Genomic DNA, 15,489 nt, shown 5'->3' with positions numbered 1-15,489 from the left:
TGGCTCAGAGGCGGAAATGCTCGCCGAGATAGACCTGGCGGACTTTCTCGTTGGCGACGATTTCGCCGGGCCGCCCGCTCGCGAGCACGCGGCCTTCGCTGATGATGTAGGCGCGGTCGCAGATGCCGAGCGTCTCGCGCACGTTGTGGTCGGTGATCAGCACGCCGATGCCGCGATCCTTGAGGAAACGGATGATCTTCTGGATGTCGAGCACGGCGATCGGATCGACGCCGGCGAACGGCTCATCGAGCAGGATCAGGCGCGGGTCGGTCGCGAGCGCGCGGGCGATTTCGCAGCGCCGCCGCTCACCGCCGGACAGCGAGATCGCAGTGTTGTCGCGCAGGTGCGCGATGCCGAGCTCCTCGAGCAGTTGTTCGAGTCGCGCCGCGATCTGCTCGTCGGTGAGCGCCTGCAGTTCGAGCACCGCACGGATGTTCTCGGCGACGGTGAGCTTGCGGAAGACGCTCATCTCCTGCGGCAGGTAGGACAGCCCGAGACGCGCGCGCGCGTGGATCGGCAAGTGCGTGAGAAGCGCCGCGTCGAGCGTGATGTCGCCGCCGTCGGCCCGCACGAGCCCGACGATCATGTAGAAACACGTCGTCTTGCCGGCGCCGTTCGGCCCGAGCAGGCCGACGACTTCGCCGCTGCCGACTTCGAAGCCGACGTCGTGGACAACCGTGCGTGCCTTGTAGCGCTTTTGCAGCCCGGCAACCTTAAGCAGACTCATCGGGCGTCTCGTTCAGTACCTTGCGGATCACATCGCCGCCGAAGCCGCGGCTTTGCAGGAAGCGCGCCTGCTTCGCCCACTCCCGGGCATCGGCCGGAGCGACGCCGAACTTGCCCGTCCATACCTGACGGGCGCGGCCGAGTTCGTCAGCGCCGCTTGCGCTCGCCAGCGCAGCCTCGACCGTCTCGCGCGCAACTCCCCGCTGCGCCAGGTCGTGGCGCAGGCGGGCAGTGCCGAAGCGGGCGGCCTTGCCGCGCACCCAGGCTTCGGCGAAGCGCCGGTCGGAGAGCAGTTCCAGTTCGTGCATGCGGGTCAGGACGTCGTCGATTTCCTCGGCGGTGCCGTAGGGCGCCAGCTTGCGGGCGAGTTCGGCGCGGGAATGGTCGCGTCGCGCGAGATGGCGTATCGCCCGTTCCCGCAAGCTGATTTCAGCCATCGTGCCGCTCAGGGCTCGACGGAAGCCACCGCGGCGGGTGCACCTTCGACAGCCATTGCGTTCAGACCGACCAGCGCGCGGACCTTGTTCTCGATCTCGCGCGCGAGAGCCGGGTTCGCACGCAGGAATTCGCGCGAATTGTCCTTGCCCTGGCCGATCTTCTCGCCCTGGTACGCATACCACGCGCCGGACTTGTCGACGATCTTGTGCTGCACGCCGAGGTCGATGATCTCGCCTTCGCGCGAGATGCCTTCGCCATAGAGGATGTCGAAATGCGCTTCCTTGAACGGCGGCGCGACTTTGTTCTTGACGACCTTGCAGCGCGTCTCCGAGCCGACCACTTCGTCGCCTTTCTTGATCGCGCCGGTGCGGCGGATGTCGAGCCGCACCGAAGCGTAGAACTTCAGCGCGTTGCCGCCGGTCGTGGTCTCCGGGCTGCCGAACATCACGCCGATCTTCATGCGGATCTGGTTGATGAAGATCACCAGCGTGTTGGTGCGCTTGATGTTCGCAGTGAGCTTGCGGAGCGCCTGGCTCATCAGGCGCGCCTGCAGGCCGGGCAGCTGGTCGCCCATCTCGCCTTCGATCTCGGCTTTCGGCGTCAGCGCCGCGACCGAGTCGATGACGACGATGTCGACGCCGCCCGAACGCACCAGCATGTCGGCGATCTCGAGCGCCTGCTCGCCGGTGTCTGGCTGCGAAATCAGCAGATCCTGGATGTTCACGCCGAGCTTCTCGGCGTAGCCGACGTCGAGCGCGTGCTCGGCGTCGATGAACGCAGCGGTGCCGCCGAGCTTCTGCATTTCGGCGATGACCTGCAGCGTCAGCGTCGTCTTGCCGGAAGATTCGGGGCCGTAGATTTCGACGACCCGCCCGCGCGGCAGACCGCCCAGCCCGAGCGCGATGTCGAGCCCGAGCGAGCCGGTCGACACCGTCTGGATGTCACGTTCGATGGTGCCGTCGCCCATCCGCATGATCGAACCTTTGCCGAACTGCTTCTCGATCTGCGAGAGCGCGGCGGCGAGAGCCTTGGCCTTGTTGTCGTCCATGTCCTGTCCTTTCAAACTTTGCGAATTATGGCACAGAGATTGCTGGTACGCCGGGTGCTGCTTCAGCGGCCTGCCGGGAAATCATATGTCATTATCCCGCGCAGCGCCCGGATCACCGCCTGGCGCCGCACCGTTTCCCGATCCCCGGAAAAATGCCGCGTTTCGCTGTCGATCCCGCCCCCGCGCCGACCCCACGCGAAACACACCATGCCGACCGGCTTGGCTGCCGTGCCGCCGCCCGGGCCGGCGACGCCGGACACCGCCAGCGCGACATCGGCCCGGCTGCGCGCGAGCGTCCCGGCGACCAGCTCGCGCACGGTCTCCTCGCTGACGGCGCCGAAGTCCGCGAGCGTCGCCGCCGCCACTCCGAGGAGCTGCTGCTTGGCCTCGTTCGAATACGTAACGAAACCACAGTCGAACCACGCCGAGCTGCCGGCCGTCGCCGTGACCACTTCGGCGATCCAGCCACCGGTGCACGATTCGGCACTCGCAAGCCGCATGCCCCGAGCCCCGAGCCACGCGCCGGTTTGCACCGACAGTGCAGCCAGTTCCCTGTCCATCATCTCATCCAAAAAAACGCACCAGCAAAGCCAGCGCGAGAATGGCGTAGCCGGCCGCGATCACGTCGTCGAGCATCACGCCCAGGCCACCCTTGATGCGACTGTCTATCCACCGGATTGGTTGCGGCTTGACGATATCGAAAAAGCGGAACAGCACGAACGCGAGGCTCTGCCAGAGGAGGTTCGCCGGAGTGAAGAATAGTACCAGCCAGAACGCGACGATTTCGTCCCAGACGATCGCCCCGTGGTCGGGCACGCCGAGCGCTCGCCCTGTGCGCTCGGCGGCGATCAGGCCGGCGACGAAGAAACTCGCCAGCAGCGCGAGGAACACGAAATCCGAGATCGGTGCGCGCAGCAGCGGGTACAGCAGCCAAGCGGCAAGCGTGCCGGCCGTGCCGGGCGCGCGCGGCGCGAGCCCCGTGCCGAAACCGAGCGAGATGAAATGGGCCGGATGGCTCAGGAGCAGGCGACACGTCGGGGGCAACATCGTCGGCCGTTGTCGCACAGGGGTGGGTGACAGCATCGGGAGCGCCAATGAAAATCAGATGAAATGATCGTAGCTGCGGCACGCCGGCGGGCGTTCGCTGCCGTCGGGGTGCCGCAGCAGCAGGCGGCCGGCGTCGCCGGTGATCGTGCCGATGCGCGTGAACGGCAGATCGAGCTGCCGCGCGAGCGCGACGAGCCGCTCGCGTTGCGCCGCGGCGGCGGTGAATAGCAGCTCGTAGTCGTCGCCGCCGCCGAGCACGCAGCGCTGCGCGAATTCGAAGTCGGCGCCCGCCGCGAGCAGCGCGCCGAGCGGCAGCGCGGCGAGGTCGAGGACCGCGCCGGTGCCGGAAGCCTCGAGGATGTGCGCGAGATCGCCGACCAGCCCGTCGGAGACGTCCAGCATCGCGTCGGCGACGCCGCGCAGCGCAAGCCCGGCGGCGACGCGCGGCTGCGGACGGTGCAGCGCGTCGAGGCACGGCGCGACCGCGGCGGCATCGAGCGCCGTGTCGCCGCGCAGGAACGCGAGGCCGAGCGCGCCGCGGCCGGGTTCGCCGGTGATCCAGAGGTCGTCGCCCGGGCGCGCGCCGGCGCGCGTGACCGCCATGCCTGTCGGCACTTCACCGGTGATCGTCACGCACAGGTTGAGCGGGCCGCGCGTCGTGTCGCCGCCGGCGAGGTCGACATCGAACTGCGCGGCGCACGCGAAGAAACCGCGTGCGAACGCCTCGATCCACGTTTCGTCGGCCGCCGGCAGCGCGAGCGCGAGCAGCGCCCAACGCGGTTCGGCTCCCATCGCCGCGAGATCGGAGAGGTTGACTGCCAGCGCTTTCCAGCCGAGCGCCTCGGGGTCCGTGTCGGCGAAGAAATGCGTACCGGCGACGAGCATGTCGGTCGAGGTCGCGAGCTGCATGCCCGGGCGCGGCGTGAACAGCGCCGCGTCGTCGCCGACGGCGAGCTCGGTGTGGCGCGCAGCGCGGGTGAAGTGGTGGCGGATCAGGTCGAATTCGGAAGGCATCGCGGCGCGGCGCAGGCAGAATGGAGCGGCTCATCGGGTCGAAAAGCTTAACCCGGCCGCCCCCGGCCGCCCGAACTATTTTCCGCCGCTGCCGGATTTCACCGCCGGCTGCGCGCTCACTCGCACAGGCCGAGAATTTTTTCCTGCTGCGTGCACTGGCTCTGCTCGACGGTTCGGGACGCCGCCGGCGTCAGCTCCGGGCACGCGCGCAGATGCCGCTCCATCGGCGGAAAGTAGGACCAGCCCTTGCCCAGCGCCGGCAGCGAAAGCTCGACTTCATGCCACTTCGGGTGGCCTTCGCTGCGCAGCCGCGGGAAATTGTGGCACAGCGACTCGGCGAATTTCGTCAGGTAGCGGATCGTCTCGGGGCGGTTGTAATTGTAGGTCACGAGGAACGCCTTGACCGCGAGGCCGGGGACGTCCTCGGTCAGCACGTTGGGATAGTTCGCGGCGCGTACGGTGGCCGGAAAATACGTGCGCAGCGCGGCGCGGCTCGTGCTGTGGTCCGGATCGAGCTTGAGCAGCTTGATGAACTGGCGCGCCTCGGGTTTCATGTCGGTCAGGAGCTTCGCCGGCTGCCCGGCGACGACGACGACGACGTCGAGCGTCTTTTCGGTCAGCAGCTTGACGAGCGCGTCCTCGTTCGAAAGGTAGCTGGTGTTTTCCTCGGCGATCGGTTTGCCGAACATCAGCCGGTACAGCGTCGTCGCCGACAGCGCAGTGCCGCTGCCCACCGGGCCGACGTTGATTTTCGCGTCCTTTATTTCGTGGATGAATTCAGCGGGGGTGTCGGCCCGCGTGATGAAGTAGATCTCCTCGTTGTACAGCGGCATGATCACGCGCAGCGGATGCAGCATGCGGGCCGCGGCGACGTTGCCTTCCTGTCCTTGGTCGAGGAAGGCCTGATAGACGTCCGACTGCACCATCGCGAACTTCACGCCGGGCTCGTAGCGCAGGCGCCGCACGTTTTCGGCCGAGCCGGCCGACGGCAGCACTTCGAGCGCGATGTTCGCGTCCGGGGCGATGAATTTCGCGATGTCGCGGCCGATCTGAATGTAAGTCCCGCGCTCCGAGGCAGTCACGATCTTGAACTCCGCCGCTGCCGATGCTGCCGGAATCTGGAGCGCGACGAGGAGGCCTGCAACGATGCCGATCGCCGATACTCGCATTGTGTTTCCCCTTTTTTAGTGGATGCTCAGTTGCAGAGTCCGACTGCGGCGACCGCAGGAGGGCACGAATAGGGCGGCGCCCCGGCGTCCTCGGCGGGTGCCGAAGGTTCCGTCGCGGCCGGGGACGTCACCGGTTCGGCCGCCAGCGCTTCCTCGTTCGCCGGTGCTTTCGCCGGGAGCGGCGCAGGCGCGACCGACACCGCCTCGACGTCGTCGGGCGGCGCGGAGGATGGCGGGACGGCCCTGAGCGTGGCGTCGACCGCTGGAGTGGTCGGCGAAGCGCCGTCCTGCGCCACGCTCGTCGCCTCGCCGCTGCCCGAGTAGAGGCGGTACAGGATCGCGGCGCCGATGACGAAAATCACCACCACCAGCGCTGTCGTCCAGCGGCTGGAGCGCCCGCTGCCGGGAGCGCCGGCCGGCTTCGCGCTGCCAGCTGTGGCCGGCGGAGCGGGGTGGTGCGGGAGGCCCGGATTCATCGTCGTATCGGCGGCTTCATCGCCGGCCGCTCCGGACGGCCTGCTTTCGTCGTCGCCGCTCCCGAGTGAAGCGCCGCATTTGTAGCAGGCGGTCGCCGAAGCGTTATCGATCGCGCCGCAATGCTTGCACAACTGCAGGTTCAGCAAGGAACCGCAGGCATTGCAGAATTTCGCGCTTGCCGGGTTCTCATGGCTACAGAATGAGCATTGGAGCGTATCCATGGGGCTCAGAGTATTGAAGAGAGCCGGTCACATTCAAGAGCCCATTACATTCGGATACTCAAAGCCGCTGATTAACCCGGCGATCAAATTGACGCGGCGACCAGATACCGTTCGGGCTGACCCCTTCGGCCTCGCTCCGGACAGGCCTGTCGAAGCGGTGGCAGCGCCCTTCGACAAGCTCAGGGCGAACGGTTGTGGTTGTACAAGCTCATGGCGAACAGTTTTTGGTGGTAGAAGCTCGGAGCGAACGGTTTTCGTTGTATTTGACGGTCGCGTTGACGGTTATATTTCATCGTTGCGTTGATCGCCCGGAACGGCGCGGGCGTTTCAGACGAAGACCGGCTCGGGTTCGAGCTCCACGCCGAAGCGCCGCGAAACGTCGTCGCGGATCGCCTGCGCGAGGCGCCGGACGTCGGCGCCGGTCGCTCCGCCGCGGTTGACGAGCACCAGCGCCTGCCTTTCATACACGCCGACCGGCCCGAGGGCGCGCCCTTTCCAGCCGCAGCGGTCGATCAGCCAGCCGGCGGCGAGCTTCGCGCCGCCGTCGGGCTGCAGGTAGTGCGGCAGTCCGGGGTCGCCGGCAACGAGGCGTTCGAGCGTGGCCGCGTCGACGACCGGGTTTTTGAAGAAGCTGCCGACATTGCCGAGCGCTGCCGGGTCGGGCAGCTTGCGTCGGCGGATCGCGATCACGGCGTCGGAAACGTCGAGCGGACGCGGGGCGACGCTCCCGCGCGCGACGAGTTCTTCCGCGACATCCGCGTAGCGGGTGACCGGCAGCCAGCGCTTCGGCAAGCGGAAAGTGACCGACGTGACGAGCGCACGGCCCGCCAGCTCATGCTTGAAAATGCTGTCGCGATAGGCGAAGCGGCAGTCGGCGGCGTCCAGCCGGAAGCTCGCGCCGGTTTCCAGCGACACGGCGGCGAGCGAGGCGAAGCGTTCGGCGAGTTCGAGCCCATACGCGCCGATGTTCTGGATCGGGGCCGCGCCGACGGTGCCGGGAATGAGCGACAGGTTCTCGAGCCCCGGCCAGCCTTGCGCGAGCGTCCAGCGTACGAAATCGTGCCAGTTCTCTCCGGCGCCGGCCTCGACGTACCACGCGTCGTCGTCGTCGCCGACGAGGCGGCGTCCGCCGATCGCGACTTTCAGCACGAGCCCGTGGAAATCGCCGCTCAATACCAGGTTGCTGCCGCCGCCGAGCACGAGCCGTGGCGCTTCGGTCCAGTCGGGTCGGGCGAGCAGCGGGGCGAGTTGCGCCGGATGCTCGATGATCGCGAGGCGGTCGGCCCGCGCCGGGAGCCCGAAAGTGTTGAGAGCCTGCAGGTCGGCGTGGGTTTCGAGCGCCGGCAGTGGCGCGGCGGCGCTGTTACTTGGCACTGGAAAGCGATCCGCAGCGCTGCGGTTCGATCGGGAACGCCCGGTCGTAGCCGAGGTTGAACGCGAAGGCGTACAGCACGTAGGCGGTCGCGAGCCCGAGGTCCGCGAGCAGTGCTTCGATCCAGCTCATGCCGGTCCAGGCCATGATGATCGGCAGGCTCATCAGCAGCAGGCCGCCTTCGAAGCCGATCGCGTGTGCGACCCGCAGCGGAAGCGGCCGGCGATCGGCCGGCCGGCCCGCGAGCTTCGCCTCGATGCGGTCGAAACAGGTGTTGTAGGCGGCGTTCCACGCCGCCGCGAGCAGCGAGATCAGCGCCAGCAGGCCGATCGAGTCGAATAGCGGCACGCCGCTCGCCCAGGCGAAAGGCGGAGTCACCAGCGCGAGCCCGCCCAGCTCGAACAGTGCGACCTGGCGGATCCGGTCGCGGACGGAGCGCAGCGGGGGTCGGAGTCCGGAGGTGGGGGGTGACATCGGCGACGCCATTCGTAAAGCCGGCAAAGATAGAGCGTCGCCGCAGTGAGCGCAACCGGGCGGGTACGTCAATTGCCGGGCCTGCCCTCGTCGCCCGCGCGTCGCCGCTCGCCGCGCGACGCATCGCCTTCATTCCCCGCTGCCCGTCGCTCGATCTGACTGCGCTGCTCGCTCTGCCGCCGCTCCTGCATCTCGCGCTGCCGTTCCAGTTGCCGCTGCTGTCGCTGCAACTGGTCCTGTTGCTGACTTTGTTGCTGACGCAGCTGACGTTCGCGGTCCTGTGACTGACGCTGCCGCAGTGCCTCCTGGCGCTCGATGGCCTGGCGGCGCTGCTGTTCCAGTTCCTGCTGCATCCGCTGCTGTTGCTGCGGCTCCAGGTCCCGTTGCTGCCGTTGCATCCGCTCCTGCTGCTGGCGCTGAAGCTGTTCCTGCTGCTGGCGCTCCCGCTGCTGCGACTGGCGCTGCCGCAGTTCCTCCTGCCGCTCGAGGGTCTGGCGGCGCTGCTGTTCGTGCTGCTCCAGCGCGCGCTGGCGTTGCGCCTGTTCGCGCGCACGTTCCTGTTGCTGCTGTTCCTGGTTCCGTTGCTGTCGTATCGGTTGCTGGCGCGGCCGTTCCTGTTCGTGCTGCCGCTGTTGCAGCTCCCGTGCATTTTGCTGTGGCGCAGGTTGCGGCACGGCGGGGGCTGGGTCGCGGGGCAGCACTTCCGCGGCCGACGGGAGTCGACGTTCGCGTTCGCGCTCGCGCTCGACGCGCGGCTCGCCGTCCGTCCCGGGTCGTCCCTGTTCCCGGCCGTCGATGCGGCGCCCGGGGGACGTTTCGCGGCCGCGTCCGTCTTCGGGCATGGCGCGCAATCGCCGTTCTTCGGGCCCTGCGTGCTCCCGCTGCCGACGCTCTTCGACCGCTTCGCGCAGACGTGCGCTGCGCCGCGCCTGTTCGTCGCGCAACCGCTCCTCGTCCCGCGGCCGCCTCGCGCGTTCGACGCGATCATGTTCGACGACGAGACGAGGATCGAGGGGCGGAACGGGGGTCGCGGCGCGCGGCAGGCGCCCTTTGTGCTCGTCGTCGCGCACCACATGACGGAACACCGGGCGGGAATGCCTGACGACTTCGCCGGGCACGACCGTCACCGCGTCGCGGCGGTCGCGATGCGCATAGCGGGCGTGCCGCGGTTCGCGCGCCGCCCGGTCGATATGAACGATGTTGGTGACATGGGTGATGTTGATGCGGCGCACGTAGGTCGTGCTGTGGCGGTAGCTCGGCACGTAGACCTCGCGCGGACCGAGGGGGAACCAGCCGATGTGCGGCAGCGAACCGGACGAGAGGCTGATGCTCACGCCCGGCAGCCCCATCCACACGACGAGCGCAGGCGCGTACACCGGCCGTGCGACGTAGGCGCCCGGCACCCACGCCCATGTTCCGCCGACCATTACCCAGCGGCCGTAATGGAACGGCGCGAAGCCCCACGGGGCGTCGTCGACCCACGTCCAGCCCCATGGCTGGACCAATACCCAGCGCCCCGAACGATAGGGGGCCCAGCCGGGCGGCACGCTGCGCGGGTACCACACCGGTCCGTAATCATCGAGCGTTCGCCAGTCGCCGTATTCATGCAGGTCCTCGACCCCGGTCATCTCGGGTGACACGTAGCGCGGCTCGCCGAGCCGGTCGTCGTGCGCGTCGCGGGCCAGCGTCCAGCCGGTGAAGTCGTCCCGCTCGGGGTCGCTCCAGCGCACTTCGGTGTGGTCGGAAAACAGCACGTGCGCGCGTCGCCCTTCGCTCACGACGACGTCGCTGTCCTCCGAGCGGAAATCGAGTTCGCCCCCGCGGTAGTTCGTCAGGACCGTCGTCGCGTCCTCGTAATCGACGCGGTATTGACCCGGCTCGTCGGCGACGACCAGGCCGTCGCGAGTTTCGACCTCGATCGCCGCTGCCGCTTCGCGGCTGCGGATCCGGATCGCGAGGCTGCCGCGCTCGAGTTCGATGCGGATGCGTTCGTCATCGAGCTGGCGGATGTCGATGGACGTCGAGCCGGCGAGCCGCAGCACGCTCGATCCGATCCGGATTTCAGCGCGGCTGCCCCCTTCGGTGCTGAGGGCATCGCCCGACGTCAGCGGCCAGTTCAGGCTCGCGCTTTCCCAGCGCCGGCTGTCGGCCGGGCGCAGCGACACCTCCCCGTCGAGCAGCGCCAAGCGCCCGACCCGTCCGGGCGGATCGGCCCATGCGCTACCCGCGACGAGCAGGACCAGCGGCAGCGCGAACATCAAGCGAAGAACGTGAAACATCTTGTCGAGTCTCCCGAAAATCCCTGCGGCAGGGGAAAGGGCGGTGAGCAGCGTGCCGGTCGAAGTTGCCGCTTTCACTGCCGGTACGCGTGACGGTTCGGCTGGCGTACCCGATTCAACGTATCGACGAGTCGGGCGATGACGAGGCGCACAATTGTTTGCAATTGGGGCGGAGGGTTGCTGGTCGGTGTGGTGCCCGAAAGCGTGAAGCTGCGACTTGTCGAAAATATTTACACTTACCCTTCCGGGATTTGGCAGCGGATGCGTAAGCTTTTGTTAAAGGAAGCAAAGCAGGCACGGGCACGAAAAATGCTGTAGAAGCCGGCAGGGGAGCCTGCATATATTTCATCCGAAAAAATGCAAGGAAAATAACAATGACAATGCGAACACATCTCGGAGTTGCCGCAATCGCCGTCGCAGCGGTCGTGCCTTCCGCGGCCAATGCGCTGATGCTGAGCGACCTGGAAAGCCTCGGCAGCTACGCCGGTCTGGCCACCGTCACGATCAGCCGGACCGGGCCCACGGCCCAGGCGACGCAGTCGGGCCCGGGCACAAGCGGGAATACGACGTTTGCGATGGGCTGGACGGGGGGCGGCGCCGCTTACGCCTATCCGCTCGCACAAGGGCCCGGGGGACCGTTCTTCACGGTCGATTTCGGCACGATGCTCGCGGGCAGCGCGCCGTCCAGTCTTAGAACGCACGTCTTCGACCTCGGGCTCGACCCGGTCGACGTCGATCCCCGCGAGTTGGACTTCACCGGACCGTCGATCGGCGACGTCGCGACTGCCCTCGCGCTCGCCGAGGATGCCGAGGATCGCGCGAGCTGGGTCGAGAGCGTCACCCAAGGGATCTTCGAAGCAACTTATCACCTGTTCCTGTTCGAAGCGGCCGCTTCGCCGGAGGGCCCTGAGCAAGTGGAGCCGAACGCGGTACCGGAGCCGGGCGTGCTGGCGCTGCTCGGCATCGGCCTCGCCGGCCTCGCGGCAGGGGTCCGCAGAAGAAGCGCCTGAGCGCGTCCCCGCTCCTGACGCACTTTCACGCGTCGCCACCCCCGGGCCTTTCCGGCGGTGGCGACGCGGCCGATTCACGGCGCCGGCAACGTTGCCGTGTTGCCGCGCTGCGCGATCAGCGCGGGGCGCGTCGCCTCGTGCAGCGATGGCAGCAGGATCGGTGCCATCGACTTCAGGATCTGCACCGGCAGCCCCGACGTGAAGCGATATGCGGCGGCGTCCGGACCGATGACATACGCGGTCAGCGTGCCGAAATGCCGCGGGCCGAGGTGGAACACGAACGTCGCGGTGCGGTTGAGGGCGATCCCGCCGCGCCCGCGAGAGGTGACGATGCGGTTGTCACCGGTGCCGGTCTTGCCGCCGACTGCGAGCGGGGTGCCGTCCGGCAGCGCGAATGCCCCTGCCAGACGCCGCGCCGTGCCGCCTTCGACGACTTCCGACAACGCGCTGCGCAGGGCCGCTGCGACTTCCGGTGCCATCACGCGTTCGCCTTTGCCGGGAGGCAGCGCGAGGACCGTTTCATACGGCGTTCCCGCGGCGAAGTGGAGCCGCTCGACGCGCGCAGTAGGCTGGCGCACGCCGTCATTGACGATGATCCCCATCAGCTCGGCGAGCGCGGCCGGGCGGTCGCCGGCGCTGCCCAGCGCGGTCGCCAAGGACGGCACGAGGTGATTGAACGGGTAGCCGAGGAGCGCCCAGCGTCGGTGGATCTCGAGGAAGGCTTCGACTTCGAGGATCGTGTAGATGCGCTGATCCTGCGCGCTTTTCGCCCGGGTGCGGAACAGCCAGCGGTATACGGCCTGACGTTCTTCGCTGCTCGCTTCGACGGCGTCGCCGAAGCTCGCCTCGGGGTGCGCCATCAGGTAGCTGGCGAGCCACAACTCGAGCGGGTGCACGCGGGCGATGTAGCCCTGGTCGGGCAGGTCGAAAGTGCCCGGGGCATAACGCCGGTAAAGGCTCGCGAGGCGGGTGTCGCCGAGCTCCGAATTGGGCAGGCGACCACGCATGAACGCGGCGAAGCGCTCGGCATCGGCGTCGGGGTTCAGATAGCGGAACGCGGCGGCGAGGCGGTCGGCAGTGGGACGTAGCCCGTCGAGCAGCGTCGCCTGGATCTCGTTCGCGTTCTGGTCCTGGTATTTGCGCCAGAAGCGGCGCAGGAATACCTGGCCTTCGCGGTCGGCGAAGCGCGACAGATACTTGCTGCGGCGCGGGTCGCTGTCGTCTTCGAGCAGCTTCGCGGTGCTGCCGGGCACCTGGTACATCGTGTGGCGAACGATGTCGCGCATCAGGCGCACGAACGGCAGGTTGATCGAGGCCTGCAGCGCTTCGCGCACCGTCACCGTGCGGCCGTTGTCCTCCGGGCGGAAGTTGTTGAAAGTGTGCAGCCCGCCGCCGGTGAAAAACGATTCGCCGGGGCTGGCCGAATAGCGCCGCTCGAGAGCTGCCTGCAGCATCGTCGCCAAGTCGCGGTTTTTGGTTTCAAGCAGGTAGTCGAGCGCCCAGCGCGTCAGCCGGTCATGCCGATCGACGGTGGTTTCGCGCAACACCTGCAGCGGCTGGTCGGCGTAGCGCTGGTGCAGTTCGGCGACGAGTTCGAGATAGGTCGCGAGCACGCGCAGCTTCGCAGTCGAGCCCAGTTCGAGCTTGCTGCCTTCGTTGATGTCGAGCGGCTGGTCGGTGGTGTCGGTCTGCACTCGCACGCGGTTGCCGTCCGGCGTGCGCTCGAACAGCGTGAAGCTGTAGTTCACCGTCGGCACCTGGCCGGGCGTCAGCAGGCGCTCGCCGATCAGGCCGGTGTCGCGCGCGAAGTCGACTTCGCGCAGCCGCTCGAGGTAGTCGCTGACTTCCCGCTGGAGCTTCTGGTCGAGCGTCGCAGAAGCCTTGAGGTCGATCCGGTCGAGATCGTAGAGCGACACGTCGAGCATTCCGGCAAGACGCGTACGGATCAGCGTCGCGCCCTTGTCCGCTTCGACCGGCGCGCGCGCGCGCGCGCGGTGCGGATCACGGAACACGAGCCGCGCGGCGAGCGCCGCGTCACGCAGCCCGGGGCCGATGACGCTCGCCTCGGCGAGGATGCGCAGGTGCGCGTCGGTAAGTCGCGCGAGGTCGTCGCGGCCGAGCCCGAGATAGTGTGACGGGCGGCGGTGAGCGATCATCAGCGCGAGCACCTGGCGCAGCGCGAGCCCTTGTTCATCGAGGAGCGCGCCTTCGGCCTCGGCCGCAGCGAGTAGCCGGTTGGTGTGCGCGAAATCGACGCCGAACCAGACCCACAGCCCGTCGCCGAGCCCATGGACTTCGCCATACAGCGGCGCGGCGGACAGCGGCACGGTGTTCAGGTAGTGGAGCACGAGGTCGCGCCGCACCGGGAGGGTTTCGCGCCCTTCACTGTACGCACGCACCGTCGCCGAGATCATCTGGCGCAGCTTCTCATGCGGCGAATGCGTGATGCCGTCGGGCGAGTGCCGATATTTTTCGATCTGCGTCGCAAGCGTGCTGCCGCCCGGAGTGTTCAGGTCGTCATCGACGACTTTCATGAGCTGCGCCACGGCGGCCTGGCCAAAGCGCATCCAGTCTATGGCCGGGTTCAGGTAGGGACGTGCCGGCTCGAGCAGGTTGCGGTTTTCGATGAAAAGCAGGCTTTGCACGACGCGCGTCGGGATCTGCTCGAACGCCGGATAGCTGCGCACCGGGTATGAGGAGCGGTATACGGATTCGCCGTAAGCGCCTTCGATCTCGAGTCCGGCGCGGGTTTTCTCGCGATACGGCGGGAAATGGCCGCGCTCGGTGAAATTCACGAGCTGCGGCGAGAACCGCGCCTGGCTCACGATCGTCATGTCGCGCGCCTGCAGCCGCTCGATGAAGTGGGGCAGTTTCGCGTAGCCGAGCCGAAGGTCGAACGGGCCGTGCGCCGGAAAGCGGACCGAGTCGCTCGGCCCGGCTTCGACGTGGTACCGCAGATTCTCGGCGTAGCGCGACACTTCGCGCGCCTCGAACCAGGAACTGCGCACTTCGACGACCAGGAATGCGGCGGATGCGATCAGCGCCAGGAAGAGGAGGACGAGAAACAGGCGCGTGAGGATTTTCAGCCACGCGCGCCCGGGTGTTTTGTACGAAATCGTTTCGGACACGTTTCCGCCCGATTGTTGTGATGCGTGCATTATCGGGCAGTTCTATGACAGCCGGCACCGCAGTGGGTCGAAACAACACTCGGGTGCCAAAAAACCTTGTTTGGGCGGCCGCGCGGCCGGTCGATCGTCGCGGCGGTTCTACATCCGGATCCCTGAACGCCGGATCAGCGCCGCCAGCTCGCCGACGATGCCGCGGCGGAACGCGAGCACGCAGATGACGAAGATCACGCCGGTCAGCACGCTGACCCACTGGCCGAGCTCGGCGCCGTAGTTCTGCAGGCCGACGACGACTGTCGCGCCGACGATCGGGCCGAACACGGTGCCCATGCCGCCGAGCAGGGTCATCAGCACGATCTCGCCCGACATATGCCAATGCACGTCGGTCAGCGACGCGAGCTGGAACACCAGCGTCTTGGTCGCGCCGGCCAGGCCGGAGAGCGCTGCGGACAGCACGAAGGCGAGCAGCTTGTAGCGGTCGACGTCATAGCCGAGCGAGATCGCGCGCGGCTCGTTCTCGCGGATCGCCTTCAGCACCTGGCCGAACGGCGAGTGGATCGCGCGGTCGATGACCCAGAATCCGCCGAGGAACACCGCGAGCACGAAGTAATACATGTTCATGGTCTGCGACAGATCGACGAGCCCGAACAGGTGCCCGCGCGGCACGCCCTGCAGGCCGTCCTCGCCGCCGGTGAACGGGAACTGCAGCGCGAGGAAATACATCAGCTGCGCGAGCGCGAGCGTCACCATCGCGAAATAGATGCCGGAGCGGCGGATCGCGAGGCTGCCGAAGACGAAACCGAGCGCCGCGGCAGCGGCGGTGCCTGCGAGCAGGCCCAGCTCGGGCGACAGCCCGAGTTCCTTCATCGCGTAGCCGCAGGTATAGCCCGCCCAGCCGAGAAACGCGGCGTGGCCGAACGACAGCAGGCCGGTGTAGCCGAGCAGCAGGTTGAATGCGCAGGCGAACAGCGAGAAGCACAGGATCTTCATCACCAGCACCGGGTAGACGAGGAACGGCGCGACGAGCCCGAGAACGAGCAGGATGATCCAGCCGATGTTTTTGCCTTTCATTGCGCCGATCCTGGTCTG

At 67.6% G+C, this 15,489-nt stretch carries 14 protein-coding genes; 1 reads left to right on the top strand and 13 read right to left on the bottom strand.

Annotated features, from left to right (window positions below):
• Nucleotides 1–4: 4 nt before the first annotated feature.
• The 11 genes from lptB to PA01_07315 form a co-directional block, all read right to left on the bottom strand.
• Nucleotides 5–727, bottom strand: coding sequence for an LPS export ABC transporter ATP-binding protein (lptB, locus tag PA01_07365; protein ID KON81444.1), 723 nt, complete (start codon nucleotides 725–727; stop codon nucleotides 5–7).
• Nucleotides 714–1,163: a recombination regulator RecX gene (gene recX / locus PA01_07360; protein KON81443.1), complete on the bottom strand. Its 450-nt coding sequence runs from the start codon at nucleotides 1,161–1,163 to the stop codon at nucleotides 714–716. The genes lptB and recX overlap by 14 nt, the downstream gene beginning before the upstream one ends.
• Before the next feature lie 8 nt (nucleotides 1,164–1,171).
• Nucleotides 1,172–2,212 (bottom strand): recombinase RecA, encoded by a 1,041-nt coding sequence (gene recA / locus PA01_07355; GenBank protein KON81442.1) that lies wholly within the window; start codon nucleotides 2,210–2,212, stop codon nucleotides 1,172–1,174.
• Nucleotides 2,213–2,274: 62 nt separating this feature from the next.
• Nucleotides 2,275–2,775, bottom strand: a complete 501-nt coding sequence (locus tag PA01_07350) for a nicotinamide-nucleotide amidohydrolase family protein (protein KON81441.1) — start codon at nucleotides 2,773–2,775, stop codon at nucleotides 2,275–2,277.
• A 1-nt stretch (nucleotide 2,776) separates the two neighbouring features.
• A complete protein-coding gene (locus PA01_07345; GenBank protein ID KON82370.1) occupies nucleotides 2,777–3,256 on the bottom strand; it encodes a phosphatidylglycerophosphatase A in 480 nt (159 codons plus the stop codon).
• Nucleotides 3,257–3,313: 57 nt separating this feature from the next.
• Nucleotides 3,314–4,273 carry a thiamine-phosphate kinase gene (gene thiL / locus PA01_07340; protein KON81440.1) on the bottom strand — a complete coding sequence of 320 codons (960 nt, stop codon included), beginning with the start codon at nucleotides 4,271–4,273 and terminating at the stop codon, nucleotides 3,314–3,316.
• 116 nt (nucleotides 4,274–4,389) lie between these two features.
• Nucleotides 4,390–5,442, bottom strand: coding sequence for a TAXI family TRAP transporter solute-binding subunit (locus tag PA01_07335; protein ID KON81439.1), 1,053 nt, complete (start codon nucleotides 5,440–5,442; stop codon nucleotides 4,390–4,392).
• A 26-nt stretch (nucleotides 5,443–5,468) separates the two neighbouring features.
• Nucleotides 5,469–5,918 (bottom strand): hypothetical protein, encoded by a 450-nt coding sequence (locus tag PA01_07330; protein ID KON81438.2) that lies wholly within the window; start codon nucleotides 5,916–5,918, stop codon nucleotides 5,469–5,471.
• A 549-nt stretch (nucleotides 5,919–6,467) separates the two neighbouring features.
• The gene (gene murB / locus PA01_07325) at nucleotides 6,468–7,514 is read right to left on the bottom strand and encodes a UDP-N-acetylmuramate dehydrogenase (protein KON82369.2); all 1,047 of its coding nucleotides are present in this window, start codon (nucleotides 7,512–7,514) and stop codon (nucleotides 6,468–6,470) included.
• On the bottom strand, nucleotides 7,504–7,986 hold the full coding sequence (locus PA01_07320) for a PACE efflux transporter (protein ID KON82368.1): 483 nt from the start codon (nucleotides 7,984–7,986) through the stop codon (nucleotides 7,504–7,506). Before PA01_07320 ends, murB begins: the two co-directional genes overlap by 11 nt.
• 68 nt (nucleotides 7,987–8,054) lie before the next feature.
• Nucleotides 8,055–10,343: a FecR domain-containing protein gene (locus PA01_07315; protein ID KON81437.1), complete on the bottom strand. Its 2,289-nt coding sequence runs from the start codon at nucleotides 10,341–10,343 to the stop codon at nucleotides 8,055–8,057.
• A gap of 296 nt (nucleotides 10,344–10,639) precedes the next feature.
• Here PA01_07315 and PA01_07310 point away from each other — a divergent pair, with 296 nt between their 5' ends.
• On the top strand, nucleotides 10,640–11,275 hold the full coding sequence (locus PA01_07310) for a PEP-CTERM sorting domain-containing protein (protein KON81436.1): 636 nt from the start codon (nucleotides 10,640–10,642) through the stop codon (nucleotides 11,273–11,275).
• Nucleotides 11,276–11,349: 74 nt separating this feature from the next.
• On the opposite strand, the gene PA01_07305 is transcribed toward PA01_07310, so the two are convergent.
• On the bottom strand, nucleotides 11,350–14,433 hold the full coding sequence (locus PA01_07305) for a transglycosylase domain-containing protein (GenBank protein KON82367.2): 3,084 nt from the start codon (nucleotides 14,431–14,433) through the stop codon (nucleotides 11,350–11,352).
• A gap of 108 nt (nucleotides 14,434–14,541) precedes the next feature.
• Nucleotides 14,542–15,471: a branched-chain amino acid ABC transporter permease gene (locus PA01_07300; GenBank protein ID KON81435.1), complete on the bottom strand. Its 930-nt coding sequence runs from the start codon at nucleotides 15,469–15,471 to the stop codon at nucleotides 14,542–14,544.
• Nucleotides 15,472–15,489 lie beyond the last annotated feature (18 nt).

Origin of the sequence: Azoarcus sp. PA01, from assembly GCA_001274695.2 — a bacterium.
Lineage (GTDB): Bacteria > Pseudomonadota > Gammaproteobacteria > Burkholderiales > Rhodocyclaceae > Aromatoleum.
This window is presented reverse-complemented; position numbering and strand designations above follow the sequence as displayed.

Coding starts and splice junctions, on each gene's coding strand:
- PA01_07305 (KON82367.2), bottom strand. CDS start 14,433: ATGCACGCATCACAACAATCGGGCGGAAACGTGTCCGAAACGATTTCG.
- PA01_07330 (KON81438.2), bottom strand. CDS start 5,918: ATGAATCCGGGCCTCCCGCACCACCCCGCTCCGCCGGCCACAGCTGGC.
- PA01_07335 (KON81439.1), bottom strand. CDS start 5,442: ATGCGAGTATCGGCGATCGGCATCGTTGCAGGCCTCCTCGTCGCGCTC.
- thiL (KON81440.1), bottom strand. CDS start 4,273: ATGCCTTCCGAATTCGACCTGATCCGCCACCACTTCACCCGCGCTGCG.
- PA01_07310 (KON81436.1), top strand. CDS start 10,640: ATGACAATGCGAACACATCTCGGAGTTGCCGCAATCGCCGTCGCAGCG.
- recX (KON81443.1), bottom strand. CDS start 1,163: ATGGCTGAAATCAGCTTGCGGGAACGGGCGATACGCCATCTCGCGCGA.
- PA01_07320 (KON82368.1), bottom strand. CDS start 7,986: ATGTCACCCCCCACCTCCGGACTCCGACCCCCGCTGCGCTCCGTCCGC.
- PA01_07300 (KON81435.1), bottom strand. CDS start 15,471: ATGAAAGGCAAAAACATCGGCTGGATCATCCTGCTCGTTCTCGGGCTC.
- recA (KON81442.1), bottom strand. CDS start 2,212: ATGGACGACAACAAGGCCAAGGCTCTCGCCGCCGCGCTCTCGCAGATC.
- lptB (KON81444.1), bottom strand. CDS start 727: ATGAGTCTGCTTAAGGTTGCCGGGCTGCAAAAGCGCTACAAGGCACGC.
- PA01_07350 (KON81441.1), bottom strand. CDS start 2,775: ATGATGGACAGGGAACTGGCTGCACTGTCGGTGCAAACCGGCGCGTGG.